The organism is Nocardioides sp. AX2bis (assembly GCF_902506435.1).
GTDB lineage: Bacteria > Actinomycetota > Actinomycetes > Propionibacteriales > Nocardioidaceae > Nocardioides.
This window is the reverse complement of the sequence record NZ_LR733215.1, coordinates 370,737-385,048: the sequence shown is the minus strand read 5'-3', so window position 1 is coordinate 385,048 and position 14,312 is coordinate 370,737. Positions and strand designations below refer to the sequence as shown.

The following is a 14,312-nucleotide window of genomic DNA, read 5'->3' as shown; positions in this document are numbered from 1 at the left end:
GATCACTGTGACAGGTGTGACTCGTGTGCTTAGAGTGCTCTCGCCCCGGCTCCCCCGTCCCCGGAACGGACTCCTGTCATGCCCTCCCCTGCACGTCCGCTCGCCCGCCTCCTGGGCCCCCTCGCGGCCCTCCTGCTGTCGCTGTCCCTGGTCGCCTCCGCGGTCCCTGCGGCCCAGGCGGCCCCGCGGCCCAACCCGGTCACGCCGGGCGACCTCACCGGCTACGGCTTCGACCAGTGCCTGGCCCCCACGCAGTCGGCGATGGACCGCTGGCTGGAGACCTCCCCGTTCCTGTCGGTCGGGATCTACATCTCCGGGGCCTCCCGCGGCTGCCGCGAGCAGCCGAACCTGACGCCGTCGTGGGTGCGCGCCCAGCTGCGCAAGGGCTGGCGGCTGCTGCCGATCACCCTCGGTCCGCAGGCCTCGTGCCAGCAGTCGTTCCCGCGCTACGGCAACGACCCGACCATCGACCCCGCCGCCGGGTCGTCCGGCCGCTACCCGCGGGCCCGCGAGATGGGGCGTACGGAGGCCGGCCGCGCCGTCGAGGCCGCCCTCGGTCTCGGGCTGACGCCGGGCAGCACCCTCTGGTACGACCTCGAGGCCTTCGACGTCACCAACACCGCCTGCCGCGAGTCGGCCCTGTCCTTCCTCTCGACGTGGACCACCCGCCTGCACGAGCTCGGCTGGGTCTCAGGGGTCTACTCCTCGGCCGGGTCCGGCATCAAGGCGCTCGACGACGCCCGGGTGGACCGGCCGAACGCCTTCGCGCTGCCCGACCAGGTCTGGATCGCGCGCTGGGACGGCGTCGCGAACACCTCGACCAGCTACCTCCGGGACGACGGGTGGCGTCCCGGGGGCCGGGTCAAGCAGTACCTCGGCGGCCACAAGGAGACCCACGGCGGCGTGACCATCGAGATCGACAGCAACTTCCTCGACCTCGGCCGGGGCTCCGTCGCGACGGCCGAGGAGCGGTGCGGGGGCGTCAGCGTGGGCTTCCGCACCTACCCGCTGCTGCGTCGGTCCGAGGCCGGCTACACCGCACCGGTGGCCCGTACCAAGGCGCTGCAGTGCCTGCTGCAGGAGAAGGGCGTGTACGACGGCGCGCTGTCCGGCACGTACTCGGGCGCCACGGCCACCGCCGTCGCCGCGTGGCGCGAGCGTCGCGGCATCACCCCGGGCGACGAGGCCGGTCGCACCGTGTGGATGTCGCTGCTGGCCGCGGGCCGCAAGCCGGTGCTGAAGGTCGGCTCGGCCGGCCCCGACGTACGACGCCTGCAGCGGGCGCTGAACGCCGCCTCGCCCGACACGGCGCTGGCCTCGCGCGGCGTGATGAACCCCGCGACCGCCGCCGCCCTGCGCTCCTGGCAGGGCCGGGTGGACCTGCCCGCCACCGGGATCGCCACGAAGGACGACTGGAAGGCGCTGGTGCGCGGCGGGGCGTGAGGCCCGCCCCGGGAGCCGGGGCGGGGGTGGCTCAGGCCCAGACGGACTCGACCAGCGAGGTGAAGAAGCCGAGCCCGTCGGTGCCCGACCCCGTGAGGTCCTCGACGGAGTGCTCGGGGTGCGGCATCAGCCCGACCACGTTGCCCCGCGCGTTGGCCACGCCGGCGATGTCGCGCATCGAGCCGTTCGGGTTCACCTCGAGGTAGCGGGCGACGACCTGGCCCTCGCCCTCCAGGCGGTCCAGGGTGGCGTCGTCGGCCACGAAGCCGCCCTCGCCGTTCTTCAGCACCACGGTGATCTCGGCGCCCTCGGCGTACGCCCCGGTCCACGGGGTGCGGGTGTTCTCGATGCGCAGCCGCTGGTCGCGGCACACGAAGCGCTGGTGGTCGTTGCGGATCAGCGCACCGGGGAGCAGGTGGGACTCGCACAGCACCTGGAAGCCGTTGCAGATCCCGAGGACCGGCATCCCGCGGCCGGCGGCCTCGACGACCTCGGTCATCACCGGCGCGAAGCGCGAGATCGCCCCGCAGCGCAGGTAGTCGCCGTAGGAGAACCCGCCAGGCAGGACCACAGCGTCCACACCACGCAGGTCGTGGTCGCCGTGCCACAGCGCGACGGCCTCGTGCCCGCCGATCCCGACCGCGCGCCGGGCGTCGACGTCGTCGAGGGAGCCGGGGAAGGTGACGACGCCGACCTTCACGCGCCGGCCGCCGTCCCGGTCACGGCCGGCTGGTCCTCGACCGCGTCGTTGACGTGCACGGTGAACGACTCGATCACCGGGTTCGACAGGAGCGTCTCGGCCATCCGCCGGACGTCCTCAAGCACCGCGTCGGTCACCTCGCCGTCGACCTCGAGCTCGAAGCGCTTGCCCTGGCGGACGTCGGTGACCCCGGAGAAGCCCAGGCGCGGCAGGGCACCGAGCACCGCCTTGCCCTGGGGGTCGAGGATCTCGGGCTTGGGCATGACGTCGACGACGACACGGGGCACGGCTGCTCCATCCGGTGGCGGGGGCTGTCGGCCCATCGTAGTGAAGCCGGGGCGGGTCGCGCGCAGGGCCGGTCCCGGCCGGACAGGGCCGTCCGCCTCAGGCGCCTCACAGGTCGGTGCGCCACGATGGATCCATGAGCATGACCTCCGGCACCGGCGGGACGACGAACCCGCTGACCCTCCAGTTCCCCCAGTCCCTGGCCGTCTACGACGACTACGCGGCGGCCCAGAAGGCCGTCGACCACCTCTCCGACCAGCACTTCCCGGTCGAGGCGTGCATGATCGTCGGCACCGACCTCAAGCGCGTCGAGCGGATCACCGGCCGGCTCACCACCGGCAAGGTCGCGCTCGCGGGCGCGGTCTCCGGGCTGTGGCTCGGCGCCTTCGTCGGCCTGATCTTCAGCGTCTTCTCCTCGGAGGGCCTGGCGACGTTCTTCTCCACCGTCCTGTTCGGCGCCCTCTTCGGCCTGGTCTGGGCGCTCGTCGGCTACGCCTTCACCCGCGGTCGGCGCGACTTCACCTCGGTCGCCCAGATCGTGGCCACGCGCTACGAGGTGCTCGTCGAGCACAAGCACGTCCAGCAGGCGCGCGAGCTGCTCGCCCAGCTGCCCGGCGGTCAGCCGGACCCCTTCGCCTGACCCTCTCCTAGGAGCGGCCGAGCTCCCGAGCCGCCGCCTTGAGGTCGGTACGCGCGGCCAGCGGCGCGGCCAGCGGGAGGAACGGCAGCACCGCCTTGTAGGCACCCCGCGCACTGAACCGGGTGCCGACCTCCACGCTGCAGCCCGCTCCGCAGGCCGTGAACCGCAGGGTCAGCTCGGCGGTGACCCCGCGCCACGTGCCGGTCTCGGCCCAGCGGGACGGGCGCTCGTACGCCGTGGTCCGCATCCGCGGGCGCACCCCGGGGACGGTGACGTCGGTCCAGCTCTGCCCGAGCCCGACCTCGCCCTCGACGTCCTCGACGGCCTTGAGGCTGGCCTGCCACGCCGGGCGGTTGACCGGGTCGACGAGGTAGTCGAAGGCCACCTCGGGGCTGACCGGGAGGAAGACGGTCACCATCAGAGGCTCCTGGATCGGTCGGTGGGCACGAAGGTGTCGCCGGTCAGCCGCTCGTACGCCTCGACGTAGCGCGCGCGGGTCAGCGCGACCACGTCCTCGGGCAGCGGGGGCGGCGCCTGGCCCGAGGCACGGTCCCAGCCGGAGTCCGGCGACAGCAGCCAGTTGCGGACGACCTGCTTGTCGAAGGACGGCTGCGGTCGGCCGGGGCGCAGGTCCTCGGCCGGCCAGAAGCGGGAGGAGTCCGGGGTGAGGACCTCGTCGGCCAGCACCAGCGGGGCGCCGTCCGGGCCGTCCGGGTGGTCCCGCTCGACGCCGAGCTCGAGCTTGGTGTCGGCCAGGATGATCCCCCGCTCGCGGGCCAGGCCCTCGGCGCGCGCGTAGACGGCCAGGGTGACCTCGCGCAGCTGGGCGGCGCGGGCGGCGCCCACCGCGTTCTCCACGGCGGCGAAGGAGACGTTCTCGTCGTGCTCGCCGAGGTCGGCCTTGGTGGCCGGGGTGAAGATCGGTGGGTCCAGGCGCGAGCCGTCGTCGAGCCCGGGTGGCAGGGCGATCCCGCAGACCTCGCCGTCGGCGCGGTAGTCCAGCAGGCCCGAGCCGGTCAGGTAGCCGCGGGCGACGCACTCGACGGGGAACATGTCCAGCCGGCGGCAGACGACGGCCCGACCGCGCACCTCGTCGGGCACGTCGGTCGACAGCACGTGGTGGGGCACGAGGTCGGCGAGCTGGTCGAACCACCACAGCGACATCCGGGTCAGGATCTCGCCCTTGTCGGGGATGGTCGTGTCGAGGACGACGTCGAAGGCCGAGATCCGGTCGCTGGCCACCATCAGCAGGTCCCCGGACGGCAGCGCGTACAGGTCGCGGACCTTGCCGGAGTGCAGGTGGGTCAGCCCGGCGAGCGTCGGGGGCGCGGTCGGCATGGGGCGAGGGTAGCGCCGCGTCCCCCGGCCGGTCCCCCGCCCTGTTCCTCCACATCCTGCGCGCGGCAGGTTTGGGCAGGGCCCCGCGCGGGTATCCCTCCTCGTGACATCCCGACACACCCGAGGAGCAGGCTGTGGAGATCGACCCCGAGGCCCTGGCCGCGGCCGGCGCGCTGTGCGTGCGCCAGCAGGCCCACGTGGAGGACATGGGCCGCTACCTGGAGGGGGTGCTGGACCGCCCCGAGGCCTTCTCGGGCGTCCTGGTGCTCTTCGCCGGGTCCTACGCGGGCGCCGTGGCGGCGGGGCGGCGTGGGCTCGTCGACGCCGGCCGGGCGGCCGGGCTGATGGGCCGCGGCATGGTCCGGCTGCGGGCCGAGGTGCTGGCCACCGACGACGACGTCGCCCGGCGGATGGACCGGACCCGTCCCGACGGCCGGTACTCCCTGCCGCCCGGGGGGCCGCCGCTCGGCGGCGCTGCGCCGACCTCGGCGCGGGCACCGCTGGCGCTGCGGATGCCGGGGGGCGCGGACGGGGGCGAGGGGCGAGGGCGCGGGCGCGGGGGCAGGACGAGCCGGCCCGGACGGGCGGGCGGGTCTCGGCGACCTGCTCGGCGCCGTGCGCGACGCCGACCAGGCGCTGGACGACGTGCGCGAGAAGGCCGGGGCGCTGGGTGACTCGGTGCGGGTCACCGCGGACGCGCTGGGCGACGTCCGGGCGCAGCACGACTTCGTGGTCGCGGCGGCCGCGACCCCGTCGGCCGGCGAGGTGGCCCGGGACGCTCGCGGGTGGTGGCGATGAGCCGCGGCGCGGGGGTGCACGAGGTCCGCGACGCGGGGGCGGTGGTGCGCGGCGGGGCGCGGCCCCCGGGCACGGAGGGAGCGTTCGTCGACGGGCTGCGCGACGACTGCGGCCTGCTGATCGGCGGGGTGCTCGAGGTGGTGCGCCGTCTCACCGGCCGCGACCTGCTGACCGAGCTGCTCGAACCGCTGGCCGGTGACATGGACGCGGTGTCGTCGATGCGGGCCGGGTGGGTCGAGCTCGCCTCGGCGACCGGTGCGGTCGGGGAGAACTACCGGGCGCTGGCCGGGCAGGTGCCCGGGGTCTGGCAGGGCCTGTCGGCCGACGCGGCGGTCGGCCTGGCCGAGCGGATGGCGGTCGCGCACGACGAGCAGCGCGAGGCCGCCACCCTGGTGGCCGAGCAGCTCGGCCACGTCGTGTCGGTCTCGATGGCCACCGCCGAGGTCGTCTGCGCGGCGCTGCAGTTCCTCGACGGCCTGGTCCAGGAGCTGCTGCTCGATGCCGCCACCGGCCCGCTGGGGTGGACCAAGGCGGCGGCGACCTCGCCGCGGATGGTCGTCCGGATGGTCCGGCTGATCGACCAGGGTCGGGACGCGATCACCGACCTGCTGCGCGCGGTCGAGCTGGCGGTCGCGGCGCTGCGACGCATCGAGGCGCTGCTGGACGCCCTGTCGGCGCTGGCCGCCGTGGTCGAGACCGGGGCGCACGCCGGGGCCGGGCACGACATGGCCGCGGTGGCCGAGGCGGGGTTCCTCGACGGGGGGCCGGCCGGTGCCCGGGCCGCCTGAGACCGGACCGGGGCCGGACCACCCGCTGAGGCGGCTGGAGGCGGTCGCCGCGTCGTTGCGCGCCGAGCACGACCGCTGGCGGGCGGGGTCCGCCGAGCGCGCCGCGGCCCGCGGCGCGGCGGCGCGCCGCGGCGAGCTCGGGCCCGGGGTGCGGGAGCTGCAGGGTCGGGTGGACGCCGGGCTGACCACGTGGGCGGCGGTGCTCGACGGCCGCGACCGCACCGTGGCCGCAGCATCGGCGCGCCGGCACGTCGCGGAGCGGCTGGTCGAGCTGGCACGGCTCGTACCACCGGCGGACCGGGGGGTCCGCGGCCGGTGACGGGAGCCACGGTGCCAGAGTGTCGCCATGCCGGAGTCAGCCGAAGAGGTCCACGCCCGCATCGCCGCCGCCGTCGGCGCGGACGGCCGCCTGCCGATGTCGGACTCGTCCTCGTGGGACATCTTCCCGTGGGAGGCCGTCGACGGGGCGGTCGTGCCCCGCGTCCTGCCGCCGCCCGCCGACGAGCCGGCGCGGTGGGGGGAGTCCCCCGACAAGCCCTGCGGTGCCTGTGCCGGATTCGACCCGACGACGGTGGTCTGGGAGGACGAGCGCTGGGTGCTCACCCACCCGGGCGCCCCGTCCGGCCTGCCGCTGGTGCTGGTGCTGCACTCCCGCGAGCACCAGGACCTGGGCGGCCTCGACGACGACCTCGCCTCGGAGCTCGGCCGGATCACCAACCGCCTGGTGCGGATCATCGAGCACCTGCCCGAGATCGGTCGGGTCCACGTGAACCGGTGGGGTGACGGCGGCTCGCACCTGCACACCTGGTTCTTCGCGCGCACCGCCCGCCTGACCCACGTCCTCGGCTCGCCGGCCTCGGAGTGGGACGACGTCCTCCCGCCCGGCCCCGAGGACGTCTGGCGGGCCGACCTGGCCCACGTCGCCGCGCGCCTGGCCAACTGGGGCGGCACCGCCCGCGCCTAGCCCGCCGAGATGACGCTCGCGGACAGCCGAGATGACGCTTGCGGCGCATCGAGATGACGGTTCCGGACACCGGCCGAGCGGACGGCGTCACACCGCGGCACCCGTACGACGGCCCGCGGCGCCGCACCCGGGCGTCGGGCGGGACCATGGAGCCATGTCCTCCCCGGTCACCGTCTCCATCACGCGCCACGTCGACCCGGCCCACGCCGACCAGATGCTGGCCTGGATCCGCGCCGGCGGCGCGCTGGCGGTCCGGTTCCCCGGGTTCCTGGGGACCGGCTGGGTCCGTACGGGAGCCGACTCCGACGAGTGGCACATGCTCTACCGCTTCGCCGACGACGAGTCGCTGCACGGCTGGGAGCACTCCAGCCAGCGCCAGTGGTGGCTCGGTGCCGCACAGGGCCTGGTGGGCGAGTCCCGCCTGGAGCGCCGGACCGGCATCGAGGGCTGGTTCGACGAGCCGTCGTCCCACGACGTCGAGGACCTCCGCCCGCCCGCACCGGCTCCCCCGCGGTGGAAGCAGGCGACCATGATCTGGCTGGTCTTCTTCCCGCTCAGCCTGGTGGTGACGCTGCTGCTCGGCGCGCTCGCACCCGACCTCGCCCCGCTGTGGCGCGTCCTCGGGACAACCCTGGTGATGACCCCGGTGATGACCTACGTCGCCCTGCCGTGGATGACGAGGGCACTGGGCTGGTGGCTCGCCGGCGAGCCGGCACCCTGGCGCCGCTGACCGCAAAGGTCATCTCGACGCGCCGCGAGCGTCACCTCGGCTGTCCGCGAGCGTCACCTCGGCTGTCCGCGAGCGTCACCTCGGCTGTCCGCGAGCGTCACCTCGGCTCAGGCGCGGACGTCGAAGGCCGAGGGTCCGTGCGGCTCGGCCTCCCGCTCGTCCACACCCTCCACGCTCGCCGACGAGGGCCCCTGGCGCGACCAGGCCACCATCTCGTCGACGGCCTCGGGCGGTCCCTCGACGTGCAGCGCGACCGTGCCGTCGGCCTCGTTGCGCACCCAGCCGACCAGTCCGAGCTCCTGTGCCCGGGAGCCGGCCGCGGCGCGGTAGCCGACGCCCTGGACGTCGCCGCGGACCACGAGGCGTACGGCGGTGGTGCTGCCGGCAGGACCGGTCGCGGAGTCGCTCATGGCGACAGCATGTCGTGGCCCGCACCCCGCGGACCCGCCCTTTCGGGCGGGCGAGCCGTCGTCCACAGTGGCCCGGTGAGCGTGAGCCGGTGAGTGATGATGTCGCCCCGGACCCGCGGCGCTGGCGGATCCTCGCCGTCTCCCTGGTCGTCGGGTTCATGTCGCTGCTCGACGTCTCGATCGTCAACGTCGCGATCCCCTCGATGCAGGCCGGGCTGGACACCTCGCCCGGCACGGTCCAGTGGGTCGTCTCGGGGTACGCGCTGACGTTCGGCCTGACCCTGGTCGCCGGCGGGCGGCTCGGGGACGCGTACGGGCGCCGCCGGATGATGCTGGTCGGGCTGACCGGGTTCGTGCTCTCGAGCGCGATGGTCGGCCTCGCCCCGAACGTCGAGCTGGTGATCGCCGCCCGGCTGCTCCAGGGCGCCACCGCCGGGCTGCTGACGCCGCAGAACTCGGGGCTGATCCAGCAGCTGTTCACCGGCGAGGAGCGCGGGAAGGCGTTCGGCCTCTTCGGCTTCACCGTCTCCGTCGCCTCGGCGGCCGGCCCGGTGATCGGCGGCCTGATCATCGCCGTCGCCGGCGAGGACGACGGCTGGCGGTGGCTGTTCCTGGTCAACGTGCCGATCGGCGCGGTCGCCCTGCTCGCGGTGGCGCGGATGGTGCCACGTCGGGTCCGCGGCGAGGACGAGGGCGACCCGCGCATCGACGTGCCCGGCGCGGTGCTGCTGGGCCTCACGGTCATCTGCCTGCTCTACCCCGTCGTCCGCCTCGAGAGCGGGGCGCGGCTGCCGCTGGTCCTGCTCCTCGGGGTCCCGCTGTTCGGCTGGGCCTTCGCGGCCTGGGAGCGGCGTACGGCCCGCCGCGGTCACCCGCCGCTGCTCGACCTCGCCCTGCTCCGCACCCTGCCGGGCTACCTCAACGGCCTGGCCGTCGGCGCGCTGTACTTCACCGGCTTCACCGGGCTGCTGCTCGTGCTCTCGGTGTGGCTCCAGGACGGTCTCGACTACTCGCCCCTCGAGACCGGGCTGCTGCTCGTGCCGTTCGCGGCGGGCTCGGCCATCAGCTCACCGGTCGCCGGCCGCTTCGTGACCCGGGTCGGGCGCGGCCTGACCGTCGTCGCCCTGGTCGTCACGATCGTCGGCGTCGTGCTGACCCTGGTGCTGGCGCCGGGCCGCGACCCGCTGTGGCTCTGGCTGGCCCCGACCCTGCTGCTGGCCGGGCTCGGCGGCGGCGCGGTCGTCTCCCCCAACATCACCCTGACCCTGGCCGACGTGCCGCCCCGGATGGGCGGCGCGGCCGGTGGCGCCCTGCAGACCGGCCAGCGCATCGGCGCCTCGATCGGGGCCGCGCTGCTGGTCACGGCCTACCAGCTCACCGCCGCCCGCTCCGACCCGGACACCGCGTTCCGGGTCTCCCTCGCCGTCGGTGCGGTGCTGCTCGGGCTGGCCCTGGCGATGGCCGTGCGCGCCGTACGCCACCCCGGCGGGACCGCCCCGCCGCAGCCCGACGAGCCCGTCGAGCCGGCTCAGTCCAGGGCGTAGAACGCCGGCGGGTAGACCGCCTGGGCCCCGTCGGGCCCACGGACGACGAGCGTGCCGTCGACGAACCGGGCGTCGAAGGCGTCGCCGGGGTAGGGCCACGCCGCCACGGTCGCCCGGTCGCCGTCCTCGCCGTCCTCCCCGCTCTCGCGCCGCACGACCCACAGCTCGTCGACCGCGCCGACGACGAGCCCGTCGGCGCGCTGACGGCGCTGGGCGCACCACCGCCCCCCGTCCGCGGGCGCGCTGCACACCTCGTCGACGACGTCGGGCGTCACCGTCCCGCCGACCTCCTGCGTGAGCGCGGCGACCAGGAACCCGCCGAGCAGGCCGAGCACCACGGCCGCCGCGACTGAGAGCCGCGGCAGGCGCGGCAGCCTCAGCAGCGACCGCCCGCGCCGGTCCCCCACGACGTCAGAGGATCGAGCCGGGGGCGTACGCGGCGGCGGCGGGGTGCTGCTCGACCACGGCCGCGACCCGGCGTACGACCGCCTGGACCTGGGCGACGGCGGCGCCGGTGAAGGTGATCGGCTCGGCCACCAGCGCGGCCAGCTGCGCCTCGGTCAGCCCCAGCCGCTCGTCGGCGGCCAGACGTGCCAGCACGTCGTTCTCGGCCTGACCGGCGCGCATGTCGAGGGCCGTGCCGACCGCGGCCTCCTTGATCGCCTCGTGGGCGCTCTCGCGTCCCACCCCGTTGCGGACCGCGCTCATCAGCACCTTGGTGGTGGCCAGGAACGGCAGGTAGCGGTCGAGCTCGCGCGCTACGACGGCCGGGAACGCCCCGAACTCCTCGAGCACCGTCAGGAAGGTCTCGAAGAGCCCGTCGACGGCGAAGAACGCGTCGGGCAGGGCGACCCGGCGCACGACCGAGCAGGAGACGTCGCCCTCGTTCCACTGGTCGCCGGCCAGCTCCGAGACCATCGAGAGGTAGCCACGGGTGACCACGGCCAGGCCGTTCACCCGCTCGCAGGACCGGGTGTTCATCTTGTGCGGCATCGCCGAGGACCCGACCTGGCCCGCGACGAAGCCCTCGGTGACCAGCTCGTGGCCGGCCATCAACCGGATCGTGGTGGCGAGGTTCGACGGCGCCGCGGTCAGCTGGACCAGCGCGGACAGCACGTCGAAGTCCAGCGACCGGGGGTAGACCTGGCCGACCGAGGTCAGCACCCGCGCGAAGCCGAGGTGGGCCGCGACCCGGTCCTCGAGCTCGGCCAGGCGCGCCTCGTCGCCGTCGAGCAGGTCGAGCATGTCCTGGGAGGTGCCCATCGGGCCCTTGATCCCGCGCAGCGGGTAGCGCGCGAGCAGCTCCTCGACGCGCTCGAGGGAGACGAGCAGCTCGTCGGCCACGGTGGCGAACCGCTTGCCCAGCGTGGTCGCCTGCGCGGCGACGTTGTGCGAGCGGCCGGCCATCACGGTCAGCTCATGCTCGGAGGCCAGCCGGGCGAGGCGGGCCAGCGTGGCCACGGCGCGGTCGCGGAGCAGGGCCAGGGACTGGCGCACCTGGAGCTGCTCGACGTTCTCGGTGAGGTCGCGCGAGGTCATCCCCTTGTGCACGTGCTCGTGCCCGGCCAGCGCGCAGAACTCCTCGATCCGGGCCTTCACGTCGTGGCGGGTGACCCGCTCGCGCGCCGCGATCGAGGCGAGGTCGACCTGGTCGACGACGGCCTCGTACGCCTCGACGACGCCGTCGGGCACCGCGACGCCGAGGTCGCGCTGGGCGCGGAGCACCGCGATCCACAGCCGGCGCTCAAGGACGATCTTGTGCTCCGGCGACCAGATCCGGGCGAGGTCGGCGCTCGCGTAGCGGGTGGCCAGGACGTTGGGGACGCTCACGGGTCCATCCTCTCGCGGGCCAGGTCCTGCTCCTCGTCCCGGGCGGCGACGAGGGCGATGTCGGTGCGGTGCTGGGCGCCCGGGAAGGACACCCGGGCGACCCCGTCGTACGCCGTGGCGCGGGCCGCGGACAGGTCGGCGCCGGTGCCGACGACCGCGAGCACCCGCCCGCCGGCGGTGACGACGTCGCCGTCCGCCACGGCCGTCCCGGCGTGGACGACGTGCACCTCGTCCAGCGCCTCGGCCTCGTCGAGACCGGCGATGACGTCCCCCGACGACGACGTGGCGGGGTAGCCGGCGCTGGCCAGCACCACGGCGACCGCGGACCCGGTGCGCCAGGCCGGGGCGGGGACGTCGGCCAGGGTCCGGGTGGCGGCGCCGAGCAGCAGCGGGGAGAGCGGGGAGTCCAGCAGCGCCATCAGCGGCTGGGTCTCGGGGTCGCCGAACCGGGCGTTGAACTCGACCACGCGCACTCCCCGCGAGGTCATCGCGAGGCCGGCGTAGAGCAGGCCGGAGAACGGCGTCCCCCGCCGGGCCATCTCCTCCACCGTGGGTCGCAGCACCTCGCGCAGGACCTGGTCGACCAGGCCGGGCGGGGCCCAGGGCAGCGGCGTGTAGGCGCCCATCCCGCCGGTGTTGGGGCCGGCGTCGCCGTCGCCGATCCGCTTGAAGTCCTGCGCGGGCTGGAGCGGGTGGATGGTGACGCCGTCGGTGATCGCGAAGAGCGAGACCTCCGGGCCGTCCAGGAACTCCTCGACCACCACCCGCTCGCAGGCCGCGGCGTGCGCGAGCGCCTCGGCGCGGTCGGTGGTCACCACGACGCCCTTGCCGGCGGCGAGACCGTCGTCCTTGACGACGTACGGCGCGCCGAGCTCGTCGAGCGCCGCGGCCGCCTCCGCGGGCGTGGTGCAGACCCGGGCGGCCGCGGTGGGCACGCCCGCGGCGGCCATCACGTCCTTGGCGAAGGCCTTGGAGCCCTCCAGCCGGGCGGCCTCGCGCGTCGGGCCGAACACCGGGACGCCCCGCTCGCGGACCACGTCGCCGACCCCGGCGACCAGCGGCGCCTCGGGACCGACCACGACGAGCCCGGCCCCGAGGGCGACGGCGAGGTCGGCCACGGCCACCCCGTCCATCGGGTCCACGTCGTGCAGCTCGGCCACCGCGCGCATGCCCGGGTTGCCCGGGGCGGCGTGGACGGCGCGCACCCCGGGGTCGCGGGACAGGGCCCGGGCCAGCGCGTGCTCACGACCTCCGGTGCCGACGACCAGCACGGTCAGCAGCCCGTCGGACGCGTCGGGCGCGGACGGGGCCGAGGGGGCGGGGGCGGCAGGGTCCGTACGGTGCTCGCTCACGTGCCGAGAGCCTAGTGCCGCCCCGGCGCCCCGCCCGCCGAGATGGCGCTCGCGGACAGCCGAGATGACGCTTGCGGCGCCTCGAGGTGACGGTTCCGGCGCCCCGCGGCCCGGCCGGCGTCTCAGTCCAGCTGGCCCAGCGCGTGGTCGCCGGCGGCGCCGTGCACCCGCCGTACGGCGGCCGTCGCCCGCCGCGTTCCGGCCGGCACGAGCCCGTACGCCGCCCCGAGCCCGATCGGCGGCATGTTGCCGTACAGCGACTCGACCTGGTCGGCACGCACGACGTACGTCTCGTGCCAGATCCCCACGTCGGCGGACGCCGCGATCCGCCGGTTGAACTCCCGCCACGCCGTCGCATGGGGATGGTCCTGGTCGCGGGCGAACCGGCCGAGCTCCTCGGCCGAGCGCCAGACCTGGGTCACCATCACGTCGCGCCCCGACCACCAGCTGCGGAAGGCCAGCAGCGGGCTGTCCGGCAGCGCGGCGAGCTCGCGCAGCATCGCCGGCATCTGGCGGGCCACGTAGGTCCAGCTGCGAACCCGGCGCAGCCGGTTGACGCGCATGCCGATGACGAACAGGACGACCTCGTCCTCCCCGACGTCGGCGGACAGTGCGCCGCCCCGGACGCCGGAGGGCGCCGCGTCGGCCGCCCCGCGGTACGCCGGGGGGCCGGCCGTGGTGCTCGTGCTCGTCGTCGACATCGCCACCTCATCACATTGGGAAGTGCTGGTTCCTGATTGGAGACTGGCACTATCCATCCATGGTGTCAACGCCCACGACCGCCCCCCTGACCCTCGGCGAGCTGGCTCGGGCCGCCGAGGTCCCCGTCGGCACGGTGAAGTACTACCTGCGGGAGGGGCTGCTGCCCGAGGGCCGCCTGCGCAGCACCACCCGCGCCGACTACGACGAGACGCACCTGGCCCGACTGCGCCTGCTGCGGCTGCTGCGCGAGGTCGGCGACGTGCCGGTCGGGCGGCTGCGCGACCTGGTCGCCGCGCTCGAGGACGAGGGCGCCGACCGTACGCACGGGAGTCTCGGCGTCCTGGCCGCCGGGTCGAGCGCCCTGGCCGGCCCCGTCCCCGCGCCCGGACCCCTGGCCGAGCGGGCGGACGCGCTCGCCGGCGAGCTGGCCGCCGAGGTCGGGTGGGACGACCAGCTGCGCGCCGCACCGGAGTGGGCCGCACTGCGCGCCGTGCTCGAGACGGTGCTGGCCTGGGAGCGGCTCGGGCTGCCGGTCGCCTCGACCGACCTGCGCCCGTACGTCGTCGCCGCCGACCTCGTCGCCCGCCACGACGTCGCCGCCCTCGGCGACCTCGACCCGACGGACCTGCTCACCCAGCTCGTCGTCGGGCAGGTCGTCTACGGCCGGCTGCTGGAGGTGCTGCGCCGCCTCGGCGAGGCGCACCACAGCCTGGTCAGGTACGGCCCGCCGGACCACTGAGCGCCGGAACCGTCATCTCGACGCGCCGCGAGCGTCATCTCGGCTGTCC

At 75.3% G+C, this 14,312-nt stretch carries 19 protein-coding genes; 10 read left to right on the top strand and 9 right to left on the bottom strand.

Going from position 1 to position 14,312, the window contains the following annotated elements; genetic code table 11:
- Positions 1-78: 78 nt before the first annotated feature.
- Positions 79-1,443 carry a glycoside hydrolase domain-containing protein gene (locus tag GV155_RS01915; protein WP_160004717.1) on the top strand — a complete coding sequence of 455 codons (1,365 nt, stop codon included), beginning with the start codon at positions 79-81 and terminating at the stop codon, positions 1,441-1,443.
- A gap of 31 nt (positions 1,444-1,474) precedes the next feature.
- Here GV155_RS01915 and purQ read toward each other — a convergent pair whose 3' ends face one another.
- Both purQ and purS read right to left on the bottom strand, forming a co-directional pair.
- Positions 1,475-2,143 (bottom strand): phosphoribosylformylglycinamidine synthase subunit PurQ, encoded by a 669-nt coding sequence (gene purQ / locus GV155_RS01910; RefSeq protein WP_160004715.1) that lies wholly within the window; start codon positions 2,141-2,143, stop codon positions 1,475-1,477.
- On the bottom strand, positions 2,140-2,430 hold the full coding sequence (gene purS, locus GV155_RS01905; protein WP_160004713.1) for a phosphoribosylformylglycinamidine synthase subunit PurS: 291 nt from the start codon (positions 2,428-2,430) through the stop codon (positions 2,140-2,142). Before purS ends, purQ begins: the two co-directional genes overlap by 4 nt.
- A gap of 140 nt (positions 2,431-2,570) precedes the next feature.
- Here purS and GV155_RS01900 point away from each other — a divergent pair, with 140 nt between their 5' ends.
- Positions 2,571-3,068, top strand: a complete 498-nt coding sequence (locus GV155_RS01900) for a general stress protein (RefSeq protein ID WP_442938856.1) — start codon at positions 2,571-2,573, stop codon at positions 3,066-3,068.
- A 7-nt stretch (positions 3,069-3,075) separates the two neighbouring features.
- On the opposite strand, the gene GV155_RS01895 is transcribed toward GV155_RS01900, so the two are convergent.
- Positions 3,076-3,486, bottom strand: a complete 411-nt coding sequence (locus GV155_RS01895) for an SRPBCC family protein (protein ID WP_160004709.1) — start codon at positions 3,484-3,486, stop codon at positions 3,076-3,078.
- On the bottom strand, positions 3,486-4,406 hold the full coding sequence (locus tag GV155_RS01890) for a phosphoribosylaminoimidazolesuccinocarboxamide synthase (protein ID WP_160004707.1): 921 nt from the start codon (positions 4,404-4,406) through the stop codon (positions 3,486-3,488). The genes GV155_RS01895 and GV155_RS01890 overlap by 1 nt, the downstream gene beginning before the upstream one ends.
- Before the next feature lie 134 nt (positions 4,407-4,540).
- Between GV155_RS01890 and GV155_RS01885 the strand changes: the two genes are divergently transcribed.
- From GV155_RS01885 to GV155_RS01860, 6 genes are all read left to right on the top strand, one after another.
- Entirely contained in the window at positions 4,541-5,080 is a 540-nt protein-coding gene (locus tag GV155_RS01885) for a hypothetical protein (RefSeq protein ID WP_160004705.1), read from the top strand.
- On the top strand, positions 5,022-5,204 hold the full coding sequence (locus tag GV155_RS01880) for a hypothetical protein (protein WP_160004703.1): 183 nt from the start codon (positions 5,022-5,024) through the stop codon (positions 5,202-5,204). The genes GV155_RS01885 and GV155_RS01880 overlap by 59 nt, the downstream gene beginning before the upstream one ends.
- A complete protein-coding gene (locus tag GV155_RS01875) occupies positions 5,201-5,992 on the top strand; it encodes a hypothetical protein (protein WP_160004701.1) in 792 nt (263 codons plus the stop codon). Before GV155_RS01880 ends, GV155_RS01875 begins: the two co-directional genes overlap by 4 nt.
- Positions 5,976-6,311 (top strand): hypothetical protein, encoded by a 336-nt coding sequence (locus tag GV155_RS01870; RefSeq protein WP_160004699.1) that lies wholly within the window; start codon positions 5,976-5,978, stop codon positions 6,309-6,311. The genes GV155_RS01875 and GV155_RS01870 overlap by 17 nt, the downstream gene beginning before the upstream one ends.
- Positions 6,312-6,338: 27 nt before the next feature.
- Positions 6,339-6,956 (top strand): hypothetical protein, encoded by a 618-nt coding sequence (locus GV155_RS01865; protein WP_160004697.1) that lies wholly within the window; start codon positions 6,339-6,341, stop codon positions 6,954-6,956.
- A gap of 154 nt (positions 6,957-7,110) precedes the next feature.
- Positions 7,111-7,686 carry an antibiotic biosynthesis monooxygenase gene (locus GV155_RS01860; RefSeq protein WP_160004695.1) on the top strand — a complete coding sequence of 192 codons (576 nt, stop codon included), beginning with the start codon at positions 7,111-7,113 and terminating at the stop codon, positions 7,684-7,686.
- 107 nt (positions 7,687-7,793) lie between these two features.
- Here the strand turns inward: GV155_RS01860 and GV155_RS01855 are convergent, their stop codons facing one another.
- Positions 7,794-8,096, bottom strand: coding sequence for an acylphosphatase (locus GV155_RS01855; protein ID WP_160004693.1), 303 nt, complete (start codon positions 8,094-8,096; stop codon positions 7,794-7,796).
- A gap of 89 nt (positions 8,097-8,185) precedes the next feature.
- On the opposite strand from GV155_RS01855, the gene GV155_RS01850 reads away from it, so the two are divergent.
- Positions 8,186-9,640 (top strand): MFS transporter, encoded by a 1,455-nt coding sequence (locus GV155_RS01850; protein WP_236553852.1) that lies wholly within the window; start codon positions 8,186-8,188, stop codon positions 9,638-9,640.
- On the opposite strand, the gene GV155_RS01845 is transcribed toward GV155_RS01850, so the two are convergent.
- The 4 genes from GV155_RS01845 to GV155_RS01830 form a co-directional block, all read right to left on the bottom strand.
- Complete coding sequence (locus GV155_RS01845) at positions 9,625-10,047, bottom strand: hypothetical protein (RefSeq protein ID WP_160004691.1); 423 nt, start codon at positions 10,045-10,047, stop codon at positions 9,625-9,627. The two genes, GV155_RS01850 and GV155_RS01845, sit on opposite strands and share 16 nt — an antisense overlap.
- A 4-nt stretch (positions 10,048-10,051) precedes the next feature.
- Complete coding sequence (gene purB, locus GV155_RS01840) at positions 10,052-11,470, bottom strand: adenylosuccinate lyase (RefSeq protein WP_160004689.1); 1,419 nt, start codon at positions 11,468-11,470, stop codon at positions 10,052-10,054.
- Positions 11,467-12,747 (bottom strand): phosphoribosylamine--glycine ligase, encoded by a 1,281-nt coding sequence (gene purD, locus GV155_RS01835; RefSeq protein ID WP_160010706.1) that lies wholly within the window; start codon positions 12,745-12,747, stop codon positions 11,467-11,469. The genes purB and purD overlap by 4 nt, the downstream gene beginning before the upstream one ends.
- A gap of 197 nt (positions 12,748-12,944) precedes the next feature.
- A complete protein-coding gene (locus tag GV155_RS01830) occupies positions 12,945-13,523 on the bottom strand; it encodes a DUF4188 domain-containing protein (protein WP_160004687.1) in 579 nt (192 codons plus the stop codon).
- A gap of 59 nt (positions 13,524-13,582) precedes the next feature.
- Between GV155_RS01830 and GV155_RS01825 the strand changes: the two genes are divergently transcribed.
- The gene (locus GV155_RS01825) at positions 13,583-14,263 is read left to right on the top strand and encodes a MerR family transcriptional regulator (protein ID WP_160004685.1); all 681 of its coding nucleotides are present in this window, start codon (positions 13,583-13,585) and stop codon (positions 14,261-14,263) included.
- Positions 14,264-14,312: the final 49 nt, after the last annotated feature.

Bases quoted from the DNA above. Each gene is read 5' to 3' on its own strand.
- GV155_RS01915 (WP_160004717.1), top strand. From the start codon at position 79: ATGCCCTCCCCTGCACGTCCGCTCGCCCGCCTCCTGGGCCCCCTCGCG.
- GV155_RS01830 (WP_160004687.1), bottom strand. From the start codon at position 13,523: ATGTCGACGACGAGCACGAGCACCACGGCCGGCCCCCCGGCGTACCGC.
- GV155_RS01865 (WP_160004697.1), top strand. From the start codon at position 6,339: ATGCCGGAGTCAGCCGAAGAGGTCCACGCCCGCATCGCCGCCGCCGTC.
- GV155_RS01900 (WP_442938856.1), top strand. From the start codon at position 2,571: ATGACCTCCGGCACCGGCGGGACGACGAACCCGCTGACCCTCCAGTTC.
- GV155_RS01875 (WP_160004701.1), top strand. From the start codon at position 5,201: ATGAGCCGCGGCGCGGGGGTGCACGAGGTCCGCGACGCGGGGGCGGTG.
- GV155_RS01825 (WP_160004685.1), top strand. From the start codon at position 13,583: ATGGTGTCAACGCCCACGACCGCCCCCCTGACCCTCGGCGAGCTGGCT.
- GV155_RS01860 (WP_160004695.1), top strand. From the start codon at position 7,111: ATGTCCTCCCCGGTCACCGTCTCCATCACGCGCCACGTCGACCCGGCC.
- GV155_RS01895 (WP_160004709.1), bottom strand. From the start codon at position 3,486: ATGGTGACCGTCTTCCTCCCGGTCAGCCCCGAGGTGGCCTTCGACTAC.
- GV155_RS01890 (WP_160004707.1), bottom strand. From the start codon at position 4,406: ATGCCGACCGCGCCCCCGACGCTCGCCGGGCTGACCCACCTGCACTCC.
- GV155_RS01855 (WP_160004693.1), bottom strand. From the start codon at position 8,096: ATGAGCGACTCCGCGACCGGTCCTGCCGGCAGCACCACCGCCGTACGC.